Genomic DNA, 16897 nt, shown 5'->3' with positions numbered 1-16897 from the left:
GGGGCGGTTTTGGTGGCATGCACGCATGATGCGTTATCCACGATTCGTTTACAACAACTTTCTACGCTGTACGCTCAGGCTGAATAGTCACAATTGACATTACTCCCTCTTTAGGGGCAAAGAAATTTTTACGGCATTGCAAGCGTAAACAGCAGGAGGTGGTCGTATAATAGGCCGCATTGCAATGCGAACATGTCCCCTATCACCACAACGGGATCAGATCCAAAATATGCACAGATAAAAATGTATGCGATGAATATAGTGGATGAATAGGCAGAACAATGCCTGCGTGGCGGCCGGGGGTTGGCGCCAGCATTACACAAAATTAAGATAATAGCAACTTGCTTGGTACTGGCGGTATATACTCGGCATGCTGGATGGCAGAACTCCCGGCCTTACGCTGCCGGTTTAGACGGCCGCGCGCCCAGGGATAGAGCGACCGCACATCACATCGCGCCGAGCGCGAATTCTCCGGCCCACAGCTCGTCGACCCGTATGAACTGCCATTTTTCCCTCGGTTCGCGTCCGGCGATGCGGTCGCTGGCGTGTTTTTGCGACAGGTCGATGCGCTCGACCGGGATGTAGGTGTCCGACTTGGTCGAAAAGAAGACCTTGACGACCGGCTTGGTAAGCTGGGCCGGGTTCTGTTCAAGCACCACGGCCAGACGCCCGCTGTCCATTCTGACCAGGGCGCCGGTTGGGTAGATGCCGAGGGTTTTGATAAACGCCGACAATATCTTCTGGTCGAAATGGCCCTTCCATGAAATCATCTGGGCCACCGATTCAGCCGGGTCCCAACCCGACTTGTACGGCCGGTTCGAGGTGATCGCGTCGTACACGTCGCACACCGCCCCCATGCGCGCCATCAGCGAAATGTCCTCGCCGGCCAGCTTGTCCGGATAACCGCTGCCATCGTATTTTTCATGGTGGTGCAGACAGACGTCGAGCGCCGCCGCGTTGGCGGCATCGCCGCGCACCAGCAGCTCGTAGCCGCGCACCGGGTGCCGCTTGACGGAGTCGAATTCCTGGCTGGTTAGCTTACCCGGCTTGTTGAGAATGTCGTTTGAAATGGTGGCCTTGCCGATGTCGTGCAGCAGTCCGGCCAGGCCGGCGTCGCGGCATTGCTCTTCGTCCATGCCGAGCGCGCGCCCCAGCGACACCATCAGCGCGCACACCGCCACCGAGTGCATATAGGTGTAGTCGTCGCTGGTTTTCAAGCGCGCCAGGCTGATCAATGCGCCGGGGTTGCGCAACATCGATTCGGCGATTTCCGTCACCAGCGGCACGCATTGCTCCGGGTCGATGGCGTTGCCCAGGCGCGCCTCGTTGAACATCGACGCGGTGGCGTCGCGGGCTTTGCGGCACAGTTTCGCGGCGCGTTGCATTTCCTCGCCGAAGCTGGCGCTCACCGGCGGCAGCGCCGGCGCTTCCGGCAAGACCACGCGCGGCGCGGCGGCCGCTGGCGCCACGGCGACCGGCGGCGCCACATCCTCACCTTTTTCGATATCTATCCAGCACTCGGCCACGCTGCTGCCATGGGCGGCCAGCAGATCGGCCGGTTCCAGCAATAAAAACTTGGTTTTCCAAAAAGGGTGTTGCAGCCAGGCGCCGTCGAATCCGTTCAGGAACATTCCCAGACGCAATTCCCGCACTTTAATTTTTTTTAGGTTATTCATTTTATTTTCCATTCGGCGGCAACTCTTGCAGCGCACATTGCTGCTTATTACTGCTTATTACTGCTTATTGCTGAATATTACTGCTTATTACTGCTTATTACTGCTTATTACTGCTTATTACTGCCGACTTAATACAGCATACCTATTTCAGCCGACGTAGCACCCAAACGCCAGACGGAAAATCGCTATATCGATATCACTTAAAATTCTAACAGATGGTGCTTAATAGAAAAATTTTTCATGCCACAATAGTTTTTTTTATATCCTAAGGACATCATGAAGCTCGAAACGCTCGCCGTGCACGCCGGTTACTCGCCCGACCCGACCACCCGGGCGGCGGCGGTGCCGATTTATCAAACGGTCGCCTACGCCTTCGACAACGCCCAGCACGGCGCCGACCTGTTCGACTTGAAGGTGCCCGGCAATATCTACACCCGCATCATGAACCCGACCCAGGATGTGCTGGAAAAACGCGTCGCCGCGCTGGAAGGCGGGGTCGCCGCGCTGGCGGTGGCGTCGGGCATGGCGGCGATCACCTACGCGATCCAGACCATCGCCGAGGCCGGCGACAACTTCATCTCCGCCAGCCAGTTGTACGGCGGCACCTACAACCTGTTCGCCCATACCTTGCCGCAAATCGGCATCGAGGTGCGCTTCGCCGACGCGCGCCAGCCCGACACCTTCGCCGCGCTGATCGACGCGCGCACCAAGGCGATCTTTTGCGAGTCGATCGGCAACCCGTTGGGCAACGTCACCGACTTCGCCAAGCTGGCCGAGATCGCCCACGCCCACGGCATCCCTTTGATCGTCGACAACACCGTGCCCAGCCCCTACCTGTGCCGGCCGATCGAGCACGGCGCCGATATCGTGGTCCATTCGCTGACCAAATACCTGGGCGGCCACGGCACCAGCGTCGGCGGCGCCATCGTCGACAGCGGCAAATTCCCCTGGGCCGAGCATAAGGAGCGCTTCAAGCGCTTGAACGAACCGGACGTGTCCTACCACGGCGTGGTCTACACCGAGGCGTTCGGGCCGGCGGCCTTTATCGGCCGCGCCCGCGTGGTGCCGCTGCGCAATATGGGGGCGGCGATCGCGCCGTTGAACGCGTTTTTGATCTTGCAGGGGATCGAAACGCTGGCCCTGCGCATGGACCGCATTTGCAGCAACGCCCAGGCGCTGGCGCAGCATCTGGCGCGCCATCCGAAGGTGGCCTGGGTCAACTACGCCGGGCTGGAGGACCACCCCGACCACGCGCTGGCGCGCCAGTACATGGGCGGCCGGGCCTCGGGGATTTTGTCGTTCGGCTTGAAGACGGCGTCGCGCGACGATCCACGCGCGGCCGGCGCGCGCGTGCTCGACGCGCTACAATTGTTCACCCGGCTGGTCAACATCGGCGACGCCAAGTCGCTGGCGACGCACCCCGCCTCGACTACGCACCGGCAGTTGAATCCGGCGGAGCTGGCCAAGGCCGGCGTCTCCGAGGACATGTTGCGCCTGTCGGTAGGCATCGAGCACATCGACGACTTGCTGGCCGACCTGGAGCAGGCATTGGCCGCCGCCTGAGGCGTATGCCTTGCGTCAACATCAAACGCCAGCGTGTCGTGGGTCGGATTAACGCAAAGCGTCGTCCGACGCCGAGCCGCCGCCGACGCCAGTCCGGTTACGCCGTTGCGGCCCGCCCGACCTGTGAAAAGCGCGCTCACTTTACTCCCGGCTAGAATTTCTCGGCCACCAGGTAGTCGATCAGCACGCGCACTTTCAGCGCCAGGTGCGGCCCCGGCATGTAGACCGCGTGCACCGCGCCGGCGTAGGGTGCGCATAGTTGCCACTCCGGCAGCAACTGGCGCACCGTGCCGGCGGCCAGCGCGGCGCCGGCGCTGAAGTCGGTCACCAGGCCGATGCCGGCGCCGGCCTCGACCGCGCCGAGGATCGCCGCGCTGTTGTCGATGGTTAGCCGGGTCGTCACCGCCACGCTGTGGCGCACGCCGCCGCGCTGCAACTGCCAGCGATCGCCGTGCGAGAGATAGCCGAAGTGGATGCAGTCGTGCCCGGCCAGCGCCTGCGGCTGCCGCGGTTCGCCGCGCGCCGCCAGGTAGCCGGGCGCGGCCACCAGGATGTAGCGCATGTCACCGAGTTGCCGCGCCGCCAGCCCCGGCGCCAGCTGGTGCGCGATGCGGATGCCCAGGTCGTAGCCCTCGCCGACCAGGTCGACCAGCCGGTCCACCAGCGTCAGGCGCAGGTCCACCTCCGGGTACAGCGCCAGGAAGCGCGGCAGCCGCGGCGCCAGCCAGACCTGCCCCAGCACCACCGGCGCGGTGACGCGGATCACGCCGTTCGGACGCGCGCTGTAGCTGCCCGCCAGCGCGTGGATCTCGCGCGCGGTGCTGAGCATGCGCGCGCAGCCGTCGTGGACTTGCCGGCCCAGCTCGGTCAGCGCCAGCGAGCGGGTGGTCCGGTGCAACAGGCGCCCGCCCATGTGCGCCTCCAGCCGCGAGACGTGGCGGCTGACCGCCGAGGTGGTCAACGCCAGCTGGCGCGCGGCGGCCGAAAAACTGCCGCTGTCGACCACTTGAGCGAAGATCGCCATTTCCCTGAGCATTTCCACCGTCGCCACCTTTGCACACAGATCAACAATGCTTTGCATTTTAAGGCAATTGTTTATTTATTGGTGCAGATACATACTCAACCCCGTGGCAACATTTCTCACTTACTCAGGAGCGGCAAGCATGAAACAGCGGATGAAACAACGTCAATTGGGGGCTAGCGGTTTGCGCGTCTCGGCCATGGGCTTGGGCTGCATGGGCATGAGCACCACCTACGGCCCGGCCGACGACACCGAGTCGCTGGCCACGTTGCGCCGCGCGCTCGAATTGGGCGTCAATTTCTTCGACACGGCCGAGCAGTACGGCCCCTACCACAACGAGGAGTTGCTGGGCCGCGCCTTCGCCGGGCGCCGCCACGAGGTGGTGCTGGCGACCAAGTTCGGTTTCAAGATCGAGGACGGCGTGACCACCGGCGTCACCAGCGACCTGTCGCACATCCGCCGCGCGGTCGAAGGGTCGCTGCGCCGCCTCGGCACCGACTATATCGACTTGCTGTACCAGCACAGGATCGACCCGCGGGTGCCGGTCGAGGACGTGGTCGGCGTGATGGCCGAGCTGGTGCGCGAGGGCAAGGTGCGCTTCCTCGGCCTGTCCGAGGCGGGCGTGGCCAACATCCGCAAGGCGCACGCCGTGCATCCGATCACGGCGCTGCAAAGCGAGTACTCGCTGTGGGAGCGCAACCTGGAAGTGGAGATCCTGCCGGTGCTGCGCGAACTGGGTATCGGACTGGTGCCGTTCAGCCCGCTCGGCCGGGGCTTCCTCGGCGGTACCGCCCTGCGCGCCGAGCAATACGCGCCGTCCGACTTCCGCCACCTCGACCCGCGCCTGCAGGGCGACAACTTCGACGCCAATATGCGCGCCGCGCAGGTGGTCGGCGACATTGCCGCGGCCAGACAGCTGACCCCGGGCCAGGTGGCGCTGGCGTGGGTGCTGCAACAGGGCGACGACATCGTGCCTATCCCCGGCACCAAGCGGCGCAGCTATCTGGAACAGAACGCGGCGGCCGCCGAGGTCACGCTCAGTCCGGCCGAAACGACGACGCTGGAGCAGGCGCTGCTGCAGGTTTCCGGGGAACGCTACAGCAAGGAACGGATGGCCTGGATCGACCGCTAAGCGCCGCGCCTGCTGGCCGGTTTGCGGCACGCACCTGTGCGCCGCAAACCGGCCGCGACCCGGCATTGCTGCCGATCAATGCGGCCCCGGCCACCCTTCCGTACAGTCGAGTTCGGGCAGCCCGCCCGGATCGACTCAACCTGGGAGGAATTCGCATGAAACAGATGGCATTGGTTTTGCAAGGTGGTGGCGCGCTCGGCGCCTTCGAATACGGCGTGGTGGCGGCCCTGGTTGAACGCGGCTGGCAACCGACGGCGGTGACGGGCGTGTCGATCGGCGCCATCAACGCCGCGGCGGTGGCCGGCGCGCCCGGCGGCGACATTTGCGCCAGCCTGCACAAGTTGTGGGCCGCCATCACCCTGCCGGAGGTGCCGTGGCTGCCGGCATCGCAGCAGGGCAGCCTGTCGCTGTTCGGCAACCCGAATTTCTACAAGCCACGCACCGACTACTTCGACATGCTGAGCTGGACCAGCCTGTGTAGCACCTTGCCGATGTACACGACGCTCAACAAGCATTGCGACTTCGAACAAATCAACGACCCGACCCACATGCGCCTGGCGGTGACGTCGACCAATCTGCAAACCGGCGGACCGACCACCTTCTCCAACCACCTGGCGCACGGCGCCGAGCGCATCGTCGCCGAGGGCCACATCGCCCACCGCACCAGCATCGACGCCGCCCACATCATCGCCAGCGGCAGCCTGCCGCCCGGTTTCGGCGCCACCGAGATCAACGGCACCCAGTTCTGGGACGGCGGCCTGTTCAGCAACACGCCGATCGACGCCCTGCTCAACCTGCTTGAGCCCGACGAGATCGAGACGCTGCCGATTTTCGTCGTCGACTTGTTCCCCAGCGAGGGCTTGCCGCTGCCGACCAACCTGGTCGAAGTACAGACCCGCACCATCGCGCTGCAATACCAGAACCGCTTCTGGGCACAGTACGGCGGCACCGAGGGCCTGCAGGGTTTTATCCAGATGCTGGCCGAGCTGGAGCGCGAACTGCCGCAGGGCAGCGCGCTGCGCGGCCGGGCGTCCTACCAGTGGCTGATGCGCCTGCGGGCGCTGAAAAACGTCCAGGTTATCCAGGCGGCGGAACCACCGCTGACCGGCGGCGCCGACTTCTCGCCCTACGGCGTGAGCAACGCCTACCAGGCCGGACGCGACGCCGTGGAGAAACACTTTGGCAACGCGCCACAGGGCGCGCAGGAAGCGGCCGCCGCACTGACTTAATGACGCTCATTGGGTAGTAGGCCTGGAGCAGCGCGTGCCGCTTCGGCCAACATGGTCGGATTACGCTGTCGCTAATCCGACCCACAACACACGCTTACTTCTTAATCTGGTTGCCGATCACGCCGCCCACCACGGCGCCGCCAACCGCGCCCCCGGTTTCGCCACCGGTCAGCACCGAGCCGGCGACACCGCCGACGGCCGCGCCCACGGCCGTGTTGCGTTCCCGCTCAGTCAGATTGCCGCACCCGGCCGCCAGCAGTAAGCTCAGCATAACGACCGCCGTTTTAGCCTGTCCGTTCATGATGGTTTCCTCCTCCCGGTATTAGATCATCGTCCACCGGGCCAAGTTCCTTGAGTTGGCGCCAGCGCGCCAAGCCACCGGCCACGCTGACGGTCAGCAGGCCGAGCAGCGCCAGCAGCTCGTGGCGCACCTGCGCCAGCGACGCGCCGAGCTGGTTCAGGGCAATGAAGCCCTGAATGCCGGCGGTCGACGGCAGCAACCAGCGCGCCAGCGACAAGGCCGGCGGCAAGGCCGTCTCGGGCCAGGCCAGGCCGGCCAGGAACAGCACCGGCAGCGACGTGACGATGAGCAGTTGCGCGCCGCGTTCGCGGGTGCGAAACAGCGTGCCGAGCAGGATGCCGAAGGCCGCCACCGTCAGCGCGAACAAGGCGGTGAAGACGGCCAGGCCGACGCCGTTGCCGCCGCGCGGATAGTCCTGCCACCACAGCACGAAACCGAAGAAGTAGGCGCAGTTAACCGCCGCCACCGAGGCGTACGCCAGCAGCATGCCGCAGTAGCCGGCGGCGTCGCGCGCCAGCGGACAGTCGCGCCGCTGCGCCCAGGTGCCGAACATCATCGAGATCGCCATCAGCAGCGTTTGCTGGACGATCAGCGTGGCCACGCCCGGCACGATGTAGGCGCCGTAGCCCTCGCGCACGTTAAATAGCGGCACCGCGTTGACCGTCACCGGCTGGCGCTGCTGCGCCGCCTGCGGCGCCGACGGCGTGGCCGCGCCCAGGCGCTTGATTTCGATACCGGCCGAGACGGTGCCGACCACCTCGGCCAGGCCGTTCAGCGCGGCCTTGTTGAGCATCAGGTACAGGCCGTTGCCGGCCAGTTCAACCTCGGCCGCGCGCCCGGCCAGCACCTTGTTTTGCAGGCCGGCCGGCAGGAACAGCGTGCCGGCGATGTCGTTGCGCCAGATCAGGTCCTGCGCCACCCGCAAGTCCGGCGTCACCGCCACCACCTTGATCGACGGATGCGCCGCCGCGTAGCGCGCGATCTGCCGCGACAGCGCGCTGTGGTCCTGGTCGACGATCGCCACCGGCACCTGGGTGACGCTCTCGCGGCTGTACGGCAGCGGGTAGAAGAAGGAATAGATGACGCCGCCGACGAACAGCAGCGTCAGCGCGCCCTTGTCGGCCAACATCGCGCGCCAGGTCAGCGCGAACGCCCGCCAGAGCCGCGCCGGCACGCCGGTGTTGCCGTCTTCGCTGATGTGTTCTTTCATGTTTTGCCCCAGGCGGCGGCACTGTTGCCGCGCCGGCTCAGCAGCAGCAGGCCGAGCCCGCCGCAGCCGAGCGCGAAGCCGGCCAGCGTCAGCATGTCGACCACGCCGTAGCGCCAGGGAGCGCCGCCGAGCCAGTGGCGGCTTTGCAGTTGCAGGTAGTGCGTCAGCGGCAGCGCCTGCGCCCAGGCGCGCGCCAGCGGCGGCATCGCCAGCAGCGGGAAACCCTGGCCGGCGTAGGCGAAGGCCGGCGCCGTAATGAAGGCCGCCGCCGACAGCGCGTTGCGCAGCGACAGCGTGACGCCGATCAGCAGCAGGCCGACGCCGAGGTAGGCCAGCACCAGCAGCAGCAAGCCGGCCACCAGCGCGGCCACGCTGCCGGCCACGGCCCAGCCGCGCAGCACGGCGAAAAACAGCAGGAACAGCAGCGCCTGCAGCGCGAAGGCCAGCAGCGGCAGCGCCAGCTTGCCCAGCACCGCGCGCGGCCAGCTGCCGCCGGCCGTGGCCAGCCACTGCGGCACGCTGGCGTCGCGCAGCTCGCGCCCGACGCTCGTCACCACCGCCACCACGACGAAAATTTGCAGCATCGACGGAATCAGCGCCAGCACCAGGAACGATTCGTAGCTGGTGTTTTCGTTGAACAGGCTGACCATGCGGCTGCGGATCGGTTCGAACTGCTGCGCCGCCTGCACCGGGCCGGCGCCGCGCTTGGCGCGCGCGCCCAGCTCGACCCCGGCAGACAGGGTACTGGCGACGGTGCGCACGTCGCGCGTCAGGCCGCCGGCGTGGGAGGAAAACTGGCCGTTGTAGAACCATTGCACGCTGGCCGCGCGCCCGCCCAGCAGTTGGCCTTCGAAGCCGCGCGGGATCAGCACGAAGCCGTAGGCGCGGCGCTCGCGCAGCAAGGCCATCGCTTCGGCGCCGTCGGCCGCCTGCGCCACCACCGCCACGCCGGGCGAGGCGTCGAGCCAGCGTCCCAGCTGGCGCGAGGCGGCACTGTGGTCTTCGTCGACTAGCGCCACCGGCACGTCGCGCGCCATGCCGGCCGAGAAGATCAGCCAGATCAGCAGGTACAGCGCCAGCGGGATCCAGCTCAGCATGCCCAGGTCCCAGAAGTCGGCGCGCACCCGCAAGCACTCGCGCGCCAAGACCGCGCCGGCGCCGGCGGACCGCTTGTCGCTCATCGCGGCCCCATTCAGAGCGGCGGGAAGACGACCGACATGCCCGGCCGCAGGCCGTCCACCGCGGTCGTCGGCCGCAGGCGGATTTCAAACGTGCGCAAATCGGTGCCGCCCGGGCGCGCCGCGCGCCAGGTGGCGAAGTCCGGCATGACGGCCACCGAGCTGACCTTGAAACTGACTTGCCGCTTCAGCGCCGCGACGTCGCCGCTGTGGGCGCTGCCCATGGCGAAGGCGGCCATCTCGTCCTCGCGCACTTGCAGCACGGCCCAGGCGTCGTCGAGCTTGACCAGGGTGACGACCGGGAAGCCCTGCGGCGCCAGTTCGCCCGGCTGGATCTGGATCTTGCTGACCTGGCCGGCCGCCGGCGCGACGACGCGGGTTTCGGCCAGGGCGATTTCGGCTTCGCTGAGCACGCCGGCAACCTGGCGCGCCTGCGCGTGCGCCGCCAGCTTGTCTTCGCTGCGCGCCCCCTTCAGCGCCATGTCGTACTGGGCCTTGGCGGCCTGCGCCAACTGCTGCGCCGCGCGCGCCTGCGCCTCGGCCTCGTCGCGTTTCTGGCGCGCCACCACGCCCTGGCCGAACATCGCGTCGACCCGGCCAAAGGTGGTCTGGGCGATGTCGGCGCCGGTGCGGGCGCGCTGCCAATTCAGGCGCGCCGCCTCGACCTCCTCCGGCCGGGCGCCGGCGTCGGCCTTCGCCGCCACGGCCTGGGCGGCCTCGCCGGCGGCGGTGGCCTGGGCGATCTTGGCCTGCACTTCGGCGCTGGTCAGCTCGAACAGCGGGTCGCCGCGGCGCACCGTCTGGCCCAGTTGCACGTGCAGCGCGCCGACCCGGCCCGGCACCTTGGACGAGACGTTGACCTCCTGCGCGTCCATCTGCCCTTGCAGCGGCAGCCGCTGCGGCTGGAATGCCTGGAACAAACCCCAGGCCAGGAAGGCCGCGACCGCGGCCAGCCCCAGCCAGAGCGCGTACGGCGGGTTTTTCTTCGTTGTCGTCATATTAATGATCCTGCAGAGGGATGAGCACGTCGGCGGACGCGGCCAGCGCGGCCAGGCGCTGCGGCTGGCCGCTGGCCTCGAGTAGCTGGGCCAGCGCCATCACGTAGGCGTAGGCGGTTTGCGCGCGCTGGGTTTCTATTTTGGCCAGATTGAGGCGGGCGTCGACCTCGTCGAGCGCCGTGACCTGGCCGTTCTGGAAGGCGGCCGATTGCAGCTTGATGTTTTCGCGCGCCAGTTCCAGCGACGAGGCGCTGGCGAGGAACTGGATGCGGGCGTTTTCCAGCGCCCGCCAATTTTTTTCGATCAAAGTCGGAATGTCGCGCGCGGCCTGCCGCGCCGTCACCTCGACCCTTTCCTGGTCGAGCCGCGCGGCCTGGATCATCTTGCCGGTATCGATGCGCCCGACCAGCGGCACGCTCAGCGCCACGCCGACCATCCAGGTCGACTGCACCAACGCGTCGTTGCCGCGGTTGCGGTTGTAATTGCCGACCGCGAACACGCTGGGGCCGTACTCGCGCCCGTGCAGGCGCAGCGCCTGCTGCGCCTGGGCGCGCTTGCTGTCGATCTTGCCCCAGGCGGCGTTGCCGTCCATGCCGGCGTCGACGAACGATTGCAGCGGGCCGAGCGGCGCGCTGTGCACGAACAGCGGCGTGCGCGGACGCACCGGCACGGCCGACGCCAGCAGCCGGTTCAGCGCCACCTGCGCGATCTCGGCGTCGCTGCGCGCCTGCGCCTCCTCGCTGCGGGCGCCGTCCAGGGCGACGTCGGCGCGCAGCCGTTCGGCGCGCGAAATCAGGCCGCCGGCTTCGAGTTTTTTGGCGTGGCGCTGGTGTTCGGCGATGCCAGCGCTGGCGTCGGCGCGCACCGCGACGACGCGCTCGGCCAGCAGCAGCTGGAAGTAGCGCTGCGCCACCTGGGTCGCCAGTTTTTCCTCGACCTCGCGGCTGTCGGCCTCGGCTTCCTGGCGCATGCCGGCCGCCAGGCCCTTGACGGCGTCGAGGCGGCCGCCGGTGTAGAGCGGCCAGACGCTGCTCAGGCCGACCGAGGACAGGTTGGCAGTCAGGTTGCGGCTGATGGAAGTCGGAATGTCCGGCAGCGGCAGGCTGGGGATGGCGGCTTCGATGCCGCCGACCACGCCGGCCACGCGGCTGGTGTCGAGGTTGACGCTGGTGCTCAGGCGGCCCTGGAAGGCGTTCAGGCTCAGCGACGGCCCGTCGATGCGTGACAGCGCCTGCGCCTTCAAGTCCTTGGCGCGGGCGTCGAGCTGCGCGCCCTGCAGCGCGCCGGAGGCGGCGGCGGCGGCGTGCACGGCCTCGGCGAAGCCGAGCGCGACGGGCGTTTGGGCGGCGGCCTGCGGCGCCGCGACGACGGCGGCAATCAGTGGCCAGGGAGCGATCAGGCGGCTCAACCCTTGTGGTACTTCCATGTGCGATTTCCGTTCAGCGAAAGCGCGTGTTGCGCGTAGTATGTAAAATTGCATGTTACCAAAGCAATTATATACACGCCGAATCGGATTTCACGTTTGTTTGCCCCTTGAAAGCGCTGTTTTGACGGCCGCGAAATAGAGCAAAACCTCCAATTTAATTGCGTGCGGCGCGTGTGCCGGCCAGCGCGCCTGGCAATCGGTGGATAGCGTTTTGAAAAATTATGCGCTAAGATGGCTTTCGCAATCATTTGCCACACATGCATTATTGCAAATATATACTTGTTTATATCCATAAACAACATCGACAAACGGGCGCGCCGCAATCCACGCCGGCGCACCCCGGGCGCCACCCTCGCCGCCCCGCAATCCACCAGCACCACCGAATCAAGCCGACTGCACGACGTTCGGACCGACCAGTCGGCGCCGCCCGCCACCTATACATCTAGACAGAAAATGGAGCAAGACCATGAACGCCATCCTGGCCCCCAGCATTGTGCCGCTTGAACTGATCCTGCCGGACGAGCCGCTACTGATGATGGGAGCCGGCCCGGTTCCCATTCCGCACCGCGTGGCCTACGCCAACTCGATCGTCATCAACCATCTGGGCGAGACCATGAACAAGGTCATCGCGCAGGTCAAGGACATGGGCCGTTATGTGTTCCAGACCACGTCGAGCCATGTGATGGGCGTGGCCGGGCCGGGGTCGGCGGCGATGGAAATGGCGGTCTGCAACCTGGTGCGGCCGGGCGCGCGCGTGCTGTCGGTGTGCAACGGCTATTTCAGCAACCGCATGGCCGAGATGGCCCGCCGCGTCGGCGGCCAGGTCACGCTGGTCGACATCGCCAACAACGAAAGCGCCGACCTGCAACTGATCGAGCAGTATTTCAACAGCGCTCACTACGACGTCCTGACCATCGTCCAAGGCGAGACCTCGAACACCGTGTGCAACAAGGATTTGCAGCAGATCGCCAAGATGGCCAAGTCGCACGGCTGCCTGGTCGTGGTCGACGCCGTCTGCACGCTGAGCACCATGCCGCTGGAGATGGACCGGTGGCAGATCGACGCCGTCATCACCGGCGGGCAGAAGGGGCTGTCGTCGATTCCCGGCGTGTCGCTGCTGGCGTTTTCAAACGACGCCTGGACCCGCATCGAGGGCCGCGAGGACACGCTGGCGCATTGGTGCCTGGACGCCAAGCTGGCCGACAAGTTCTGGAACCAGAATTCCTACCACTACACGGCGCCGGTGTCGGGCATCCTGGCGCTGCACGAGGCGCTGCGCCTGGTGTGCGAGGAAACCCTGGCCCAGCGCTTCCAGCGCCACCGCCAGTGCTCCGAGGCATTGCAGGAAAGCATAGAGGAAATGGGCTTGCACTTGCTGGTGCCGCCGCGCGCCCGTTTGAATTCGGTGATCGGCATCACGATTCCGGACAAGGTTTCGGCCGACGCGGTGCGCGCCTACATGTCGAAGGTGCACAAGGTGGAGATATCCGGCTCCTTCGGCTTGAACATCCTGCGCATCGGCCAGATGGGCGAGCAAAGCCGCGCGCACCACCTGTTCAGGACGCTGCACGCCTTCGGCACCAGCATGCAAGCCTGCGGCGCGCGGCTCGATTTGCCGGCCGGAATGGCCCGGCTGGAAACGCGCCTGTCCGAGCGCTCGGCAACGCTGGCCGTCTAAAACAGGGGGCCGAGCCCGGCTCCCCGCCTTGGCCCGCGCCCTACTCCGCGAGCAGGCGCGCGGCGTGCGCGTACACCACGCAGCCGTGCTGGCGCGCGAAGCCGACCAGGCAAATGCCGGCCCGCTCGGCCATGCGCACCGCCAGCGCGGTCGGCGCCGAGATCGTCGCCAGCAGGCCGATGTCGGCGCGCGCCGCCTTTTGCACCAGCTCGTAACTGGCGCGGCTGCTCATGATGGCGAAGCCCGGCGGCCGCTTGCCGCCGCGCGCCAGTGCGCCGATCAGTTTGTCGAGCGCGTTGTGGCGGCCGACGTCTTCGCGCACCGTCAAGATGGCGCCGTCCAGGCCGACCCAGGCGGCGGCGTGGGTGGCGCCGGTCAGCGCGTTGAGCGGCTGGCGCGACGCCAGCGACGCGAAGGCGCGCAGCAAGGCCGCCTTGGCGATCACGTCCGCGGCGCCGACCGCGGCCGGCTCCAGGTCCAGCGCGCCCAGGCTTTCCAGGCCGCACAGGCCGCAGCCGGTATTGCCGGCCTGGCTGCGGCGGCGCTCCTTGAGGCGCATGAAGCAATCGCTGGCGATGCTCAGGCGCAGTTCGGCGCCGACCGCGCCGGGCGTGTACACCAATTCAATATCGTAGATGTCGCCGGGCTGGTCGACGATGCGCTCGGACAGGCTGAAGCCGACGGCGAAATCGTCCAGGTCGAGCGGCGTCGCCATCATCACCGCTTGCGAGATGCCGTTGTAGACCAGCGCCAGCGGCACCTCTTCGGCCACCGAATCGGTGGCCGGCAGGCCGGTGCCGCCGGGCGCGTGGCGCAGCACCGCCAGATTGCTCCAGCCGGACAGCGGCGTTTCGCTCATTGGCATGCGGCGCGGCCTTTGTCGCTCAGCGCCAGCATGGTGCGCTCGCCGTCCTGGCTGACGCGCACCAGGCCGGGCCCGGCGACGCCGCCGATGACGTCGTCGCCGAGGTAGGCCAGGCAGCGCAGCAAGGTGCTCTGGCGCACGCCGAGGCGCTTGCCCACGCGCGCCGTCGATACCGGCGTGGCGTGGCCGGCCAGTTCGGCCAGCAGCGCCAGCGCCAAGTCGGGCGCCGCCGTGGCGTCGTTGCCGCCCTGCCCGCTCATGGCGCGGCGCCGGCCGCGTGCGCCGCCAGCACGATCGGTATCGACTTCGAGGTCGGCGTGCGGGCGAAGTCGGCAAAGCTCGACAGCGGCACCAGCGGATTGGTTTCGGGGAAGTAGGCCGCCACGCAGCCGCGCGGAATGTTGTAGGCCACCAGCATGAAGCGCTTGGCTTGGCGCCGCGCCTGGTCGTCGCACAGGCTTTCCAGGTCGACCCAGGCGCCGGCCAGCAAGCCCAATTCGGCGATGTCGTCCGGGTGGATGAACAGCACGCGGCGCTCGCCGAAGACGCCGCGGTAGCGGTCGTTCAAGCCGTAGATGGTGGTGTTGTACTGGTCGTGCGAGCGTATCGTCGTCAGGTTGAACACCGGCGTGGCGCGGCCGCTGCGGGCCAGGTGGATCGGCAGGTCGGTCGGCACCGGGTACGCGAAGAAGTTGGCCTTGCCGGTGTCGGTCGCCCATTCGCGCTCGGCGGCGGTGTTGCGCAGGTGGAAGCCGCCGGGCGTCTTGACGCGCTCGTTGAAGCCGGCGAAGTCGACGAAGACGGCGGCGATCTTGTCGCGGATGCGGTCGTAGTCGGCCACCAGCCACATCCAGTCGGTCTTGCTGCGGCCCCGCAGCGTCGCCGCCGCCAGCCGCGCGACGATCATCGGCTCCGACAGCAGGCTGGCCGACGACGGCGCGTTGATGCCCGACGACAGGTGCACCATGCTCATCGAATCCTCGACGCTGACCGCCTGCGCACCGCCGGCCTGCTGGTCGATCTCGGTGCGGCCCAGGCACGGCAGAACCAGGGCGTCGTCGCCGCACACCAGATGGCTGCGGTTGAGTTTGGTGGCCACGTGCACCGTCAGCGCGCACTGGCGCAGCGCGCGTTCGGTCACGGCGGTGTCCGGCGTGGCCGCGGCGAAGTTGCCGCCCATCGCGAAGAACACCTTGCCCGGCTCGGCCAGCATGGCGCCGATGGCGCCAACGGTGTCGTAGCCGTCGGCGCGCGGCGGGGCGAAGTCGAACACCTCGCCGAGGCGGTCGAGGAAGGACGCCTTCGGCTTTTCGTAGATGCCCATGGTGCGGTCGCCCTGGACGTTGCTGTGGCCGCGCACCGGGCACGGGCCGGCGCCGGGGCGGCCGATGTTGCCGCGCAATAGCAGCAGGTTGACGATCATGCGGATCGTCGCCACCGAGTGGCGGTGCTGGGTGATGCCCATGCCCCAGCAGGCGATGACCTTGCCGGCGCCCATGTAGATGTCGGCGGCGCGCTGGATTTCGGCGCGCGTCAAACCGGCCTCGCGCACGATCACGTCCCACGGTTCGGCCAGCACGTCGGCCGTGAAGGCGTCGACGTTGGCGGTGTGCGCGGCGATGAAGGCGACGTCGACGATGCGCGCCCGCCCGCCCGCCTGGGCGGCGGCGTCGGCTTCGAGCACGCATTTGATCATGCCCTTGACGGCGGCCAAGTCGCCGCCTATCTTCGGCTGGAAGTAGTCGGAGGAAATCGCGGTCGAGCCGCCGGTGAGCATTTCGCCGCCGCTTTGCGGGTTCTGGAATTTTTCCAGGCCGCGCTCGCGCAGCGGGTTGAACGACACGATGGCGGCGCCGCGCTTGGCCGCGCCGCGCAACTCGCCCAGCATGCGCGGGTGGTTGGTGCCGGGGTTCTGGCCGAAAATGAACAGCGCGTCGGCCAGTTGGAAGTCGGCCAGTTGCACCGTGCCCTTGCCGACGCCGATGGCTTCGCGCATGGCGTAGCCGGACGGTTCGTGGCACATGTTCGAGCAGTCGGGGAAGTTGTTGGTGCCGAATTCGCGCACGAACAACTGGTACAGGAAGGCCGCCTCGTTGCTGGTGCGCCCAGAGGTGTAGAAGATGGCGTCGTCGGGCGTGGGCAAGGCGTTCAGGCGCGCGGCGATCAGCGCGAAGGCCTCGTCCCAGCCGATGGCCTGGTAACGGTCGCTGGCGCGGTCGTAGCGCATCGGCTCGGTCAGCCGGCCCTGCCCCTCGAGCCAGTGGTCCGACTGTTGCGTCAACCACTGCACCGTGTGCTGGGCGATCAAGGCCGGGGTGGCGCGGCGCGCGGTCGACTCGGCGGCGATGGCCTTGGCGCCGTTCTCGCAAAATTCAAAGGTCGAGGTGTGGTCGGCGTCGGGCCAGGCGCAGCCGGGGCAGTCGAAGCCGTCCGGCTGGTTGGCCGACAGCAGGGTGCGCGCGCCCTTGGCCGGAATGCCCTGCTGCAAAATCTGCTGCGCCACGCTCTTCAGGGCGCCCCAGCCGCCCGCTGGCCGGTTGTACACCTGGACTGTCTTCTTGCTCATGGGATCCCTTTGCGCGCGGCGTGCGCCGGCGGCGCCGCAGCTTTGTCGAAAGGG

14 protein-coding genes are annotated in these 16897 nt (G+C 67.2%); 4 read left to right on the top strand and 10 right to left on the bottom strand.

Annotated elements, in window-relative coordinates; translation table 11 throughout:
• Positions 1 to 446: 446 nt before the first annotated feature.
• Positions 447 to 1676, bottom strand: a complete 1230-nt coding sequence (locus ACFDR9_RS12190; protein ID WP_409031158.1) for an HD-GYP domain-containing protein — start codon at positions 1674 to 1676, stop codon at positions 447 to 449.
• Between the two features lie 276 nt (positions 1677 to 1952).
• Between ACFDR9_RS12190 and ACFDR9_RS12185 the strand changes: the two genes are divergently transcribed.
• Positions 1953 to 3239, top strand: a complete 1287-nt coding sequence (locus tag ACFDR9_RS12185) for an O-acetylhomoserine aminocarboxypropyltransferase/cysteine synthase family protein (RefSeq protein WP_017876236.1) — start codon at positions 1953 to 1955, stop codon at positions 3237 to 3239.
• Between the two features lie 151 nt (positions 3240 to 3390).
• On the opposite strand, the gene ACFDR9_RS12180 is transcribed toward ACFDR9_RS12185, so the two are convergent.
• On the bottom strand, positions 3391 to 4320 hold the full coding sequence (locus ACFDR9_RS12180) for a LysR family transcriptional regulator (protein ID WP_232429683.1): 930 nt from the start codon (positions 4318 to 4320) through the stop codon (positions 3391 to 3393).
• 94 nt (positions 4321 to 4414) lie between these two features.
• Here ACFDR9_RS12180 and ACFDR9_RS12175 point away from each other — a divergent pair, with 94 nt between their 5' ends.
• The gene (locus ACFDR9_RS12175) at positions 4415 to 5392 is read left to right on the top strand and encodes an aldo/keto reductase (protein ID WP_409031157.1); all 978 of its coding nucleotides are present in this window, start codon (positions 4415 to 4417) and stop codon (positions 5390 to 5392) included.
• A gap of 155 nt (positions 5393 to 5547) precedes the next feature.
• Positions 5548 to 6621: a patatin-like phospholipase family protein gene (locus tag ACFDR9_RS12170; RefSeq protein ID WP_409031156.1), complete on the top strand. Its 1074-nt coding sequence runs from the start codon at positions 5548 to 5550 to the stop codon at positions 6619 to 6621.
• 94 nt (positions 6622 to 6715) lie between these two features.
• Here the strand turns inward: ACFDR9_RS12170 and ACFDR9_RS12165 are convergent, their stop codons facing one another.
• Genes ACFDR9_RS12165 through ACFDR9_RS12145 form a run of 5 tightly spaced genes read right to left on the bottom strand, consistent with a single transcriptional unit; the run spans position 6716 to position 11734 of the window.
• Positions 6716 to 6922 (bottom strand): glycine zipper 2TM domain-containing protein, encoded by a 207-nt coding sequence (locus ACFDR9_RS12165; RefSeq protein ID WP_026132772.1) that lies wholly within the window; start codon positions 6920 to 6922, stop codon positions 6716 to 6718.
• Positions 6906 to 8132 carry an ABC transporter permease gene (locus tag ACFDR9_RS12160; protein WP_409031155.1) on the bottom strand — a complete coding sequence of 409 codons (1227 nt, stop codon included), beginning with the start codon at positions 8130 to 8132 and terminating at the stop codon, positions 6906 to 6908. The genes ACFDR9_RS12165 and ACFDR9_RS12160 overlap by 17 nt, the downstream gene beginning before the upstream one ends.
• Entirely contained in the window at positions 8129 to 9313 is a 1185-nt protein-coding gene (locus ACFDR9_RS12155; RefSeq protein ID WP_409031154.1) for an ABC transporter permease, read from the bottom strand. The genes ACFDR9_RS12160 and ACFDR9_RS12155 overlap by 4 nt, the downstream gene beginning before the upstream one ends.
• Before the next feature lie 11 nt (positions 9314 to 9324).
• A complete protein-coding gene (locus ACFDR9_RS12150) occupies positions 9325 to 10308 on the bottom strand; it encodes an HlyD family secretion protein (RefSeq protein ID WP_409031153.1) in 984 nt (327 codons plus the stop codon).
• Position 10309: 1 nt separating this feature from the next.
• Positions 10310 to 11734 carry a TolC family protein gene (locus tag ACFDR9_RS12145; RefSeq protein ID WP_409031152.1) on the bottom strand — a complete coding sequence of 475 codons (1425 nt, stop codon included), beginning with the start codon at positions 11732 to 11734 and terminating at the stop codon, positions 10310 to 10312.
• Positions 11735 to 12200: 466 nt separating this feature from the next.
• Between ACFDR9_RS12145 and ACFDR9_RS12140 the strand changes: the two genes are divergently transcribed.
• A complete protein-coding gene (locus ACFDR9_RS12140; protein ID WP_409031151.1) occupies positions 12201 to 13412 on the top strand; it encodes a pyridoxal-phosphate-dependent aminotransferase family protein in 1212 nt (403 codons plus the stop codon).
• 40 nt (positions 13413 to 13452) lie between these two features.
• Here ACFDR9_RS12140 and fdhD read toward each other — a convergent pair whose 3' ends face one another.
• From fdhD to ACFDR9_RS12125, 3 genes are read right to left on the bottom strand one after another with little or no spacing between them, the layout of a single operon-like run.
• Positions 13453 to 14271 (bottom strand): formate dehydrogenase accessory sulfurtransferase FdhD, encoded by an 819-nt coding sequence (gene fdhD, locus ACFDR9_RS12135; RefSeq protein WP_409031159.1) that lies wholly within the window; start codon positions 14269 to 14271, stop codon positions 13453 to 13455.
• Complete coding sequence (locus ACFDR9_RS12130; protein ID WP_409031150.1) at positions 14268 to 14537, bottom strand: hypothetical protein; 270 nt, start codon at positions 14535 to 14537, stop codon at positions 14268 to 14270. Before ACFDR9_RS12130 ends, fdhD begins: the two co-directional genes overlap by 4 nt.
• Positions 14534 to 16843, bottom strand: a complete 2310-nt coding sequence (locus ACFDR9_RS12125; RefSeq protein WP_409031149.1) for an FdhF/YdeP family oxidoreductase — start codon at positions 16841 to 16843, stop codon at positions 14534 to 14536. Before ACFDR9_RS12125 ends, ACFDR9_RS12130 begins: the two co-directional genes overlap by 4 nt.
• Positions 16844 to 16897 lie beyond the last annotated feature (54 nt).

Source organism: Janthinobacterium sp. CG_23.3 (genome assembly GCF_046115965.1).
GTDB lineage: Bacteria > Pseudomonadota > Gammaproteobacteria > Burkholderiales > Burkholderiaceae_D > Janthinobacterium.
Note: the sequence above shows the minus strand (reverse complement) of the source record. Positions and strands in the feature narration are given on the sequence as shown.

Coding starts and splice junctions, on each gene's coding strand:
- ACFDR9_RS12190 (WP_409031158.1), bottom strand. CDS start 1,676: ATGAATAACCTAAAAAAAATTAAAGTGCGGGAATTGCGTCTGGGAATG.
- ACFDR9_RS12185 (WP_017876236.1), top strand. CDS start 1,953: ATGAAGCTCGAAACGCTCGCCGTGCACGCCGGTTACTCGCCCGACCCG.
- ACFDR9_RS12180 (WP_232429683.1), bottom strand. CDS start 4,320: ATGCAAAGCATTGTTGATCTGTGTGCAAAGGTGGCGACGGTGGAAATG.
- ACFDR9_RS12175 (WP_409031157.1), top strand. CDS start 4,415: ATGAAACAACGTCAATTGGGGGCTAGCGGTTTGCGCGTCTCGGCCATG.
- ACFDR9_RS12170 (WP_409031156.1), top strand. CDS start 5,548: ATGAAACAGATGGCATTGGTTTTGCAAGGTGGTGGCGCGCTCGGCGCC.
- ACFDR9_RS12165 (WP_026132772.1), bottom strand. CDS start 6,922: ATGAACGGACAGGCTAAAACGGCGGTCGTTATGCTGAGCTTACTGCTG.
- ACFDR9_RS12160 (WP_409031155.1), bottom strand. CDS start 8,132: ATGAAAGAACACATCAGCGAAGACGGCAACACCGGCGTGCCGGCGCGG.
- ACFDR9_RS12155 (WP_409031154.1), bottom strand. CDS start 9,313: ATGAGCGACAAGCGGTCCGCCGGCGCCGGCGCGGTCTTGGCGCGCGAG.
- ACFDR9_RS12150 (WP_409031153.1), bottom strand. CDS start 10,308: ATGACGACAACGAAGAAAAACCCGCCGTACGCGCTCTGGCTGGGGCTG.
- ACFDR9_RS12145 (WP_409031152.1), bottom strand. CDS start 11,734: ATGGAAGTACCACAAGGGTTGAGCCGCCTGATCGCTCCCTGGCCACTG.
- ACFDR9_RS12140 (WP_409031151.1), top strand. CDS start 12,201: ATGAACGCCATCCTGGCCCCCAGCATTGTGCCGCTTGAACTGATCCTG.
- fdhD (WP_409031159.1), bottom strand. CDS start 14,271: ATGAGCGAAACGCCGCTGTCCGGCTGGAGCAATCTGGCGGTGCTGCGC.
- ACFDR9_RS12130 (WP_409031150.1), bottom strand. CDS start 14,537: ATGAGCGGGCAGGGCGGCAACGACGCCACGGCGGCGCCCGACTTGGCG.
- ACFDR9_RS12125 (WP_409031149.1), bottom strand. CDS start 16,843: ATGAGCAAGAAGACAGTCCAGGTGTACAACCGGCCAGCGGGCGGCTGG.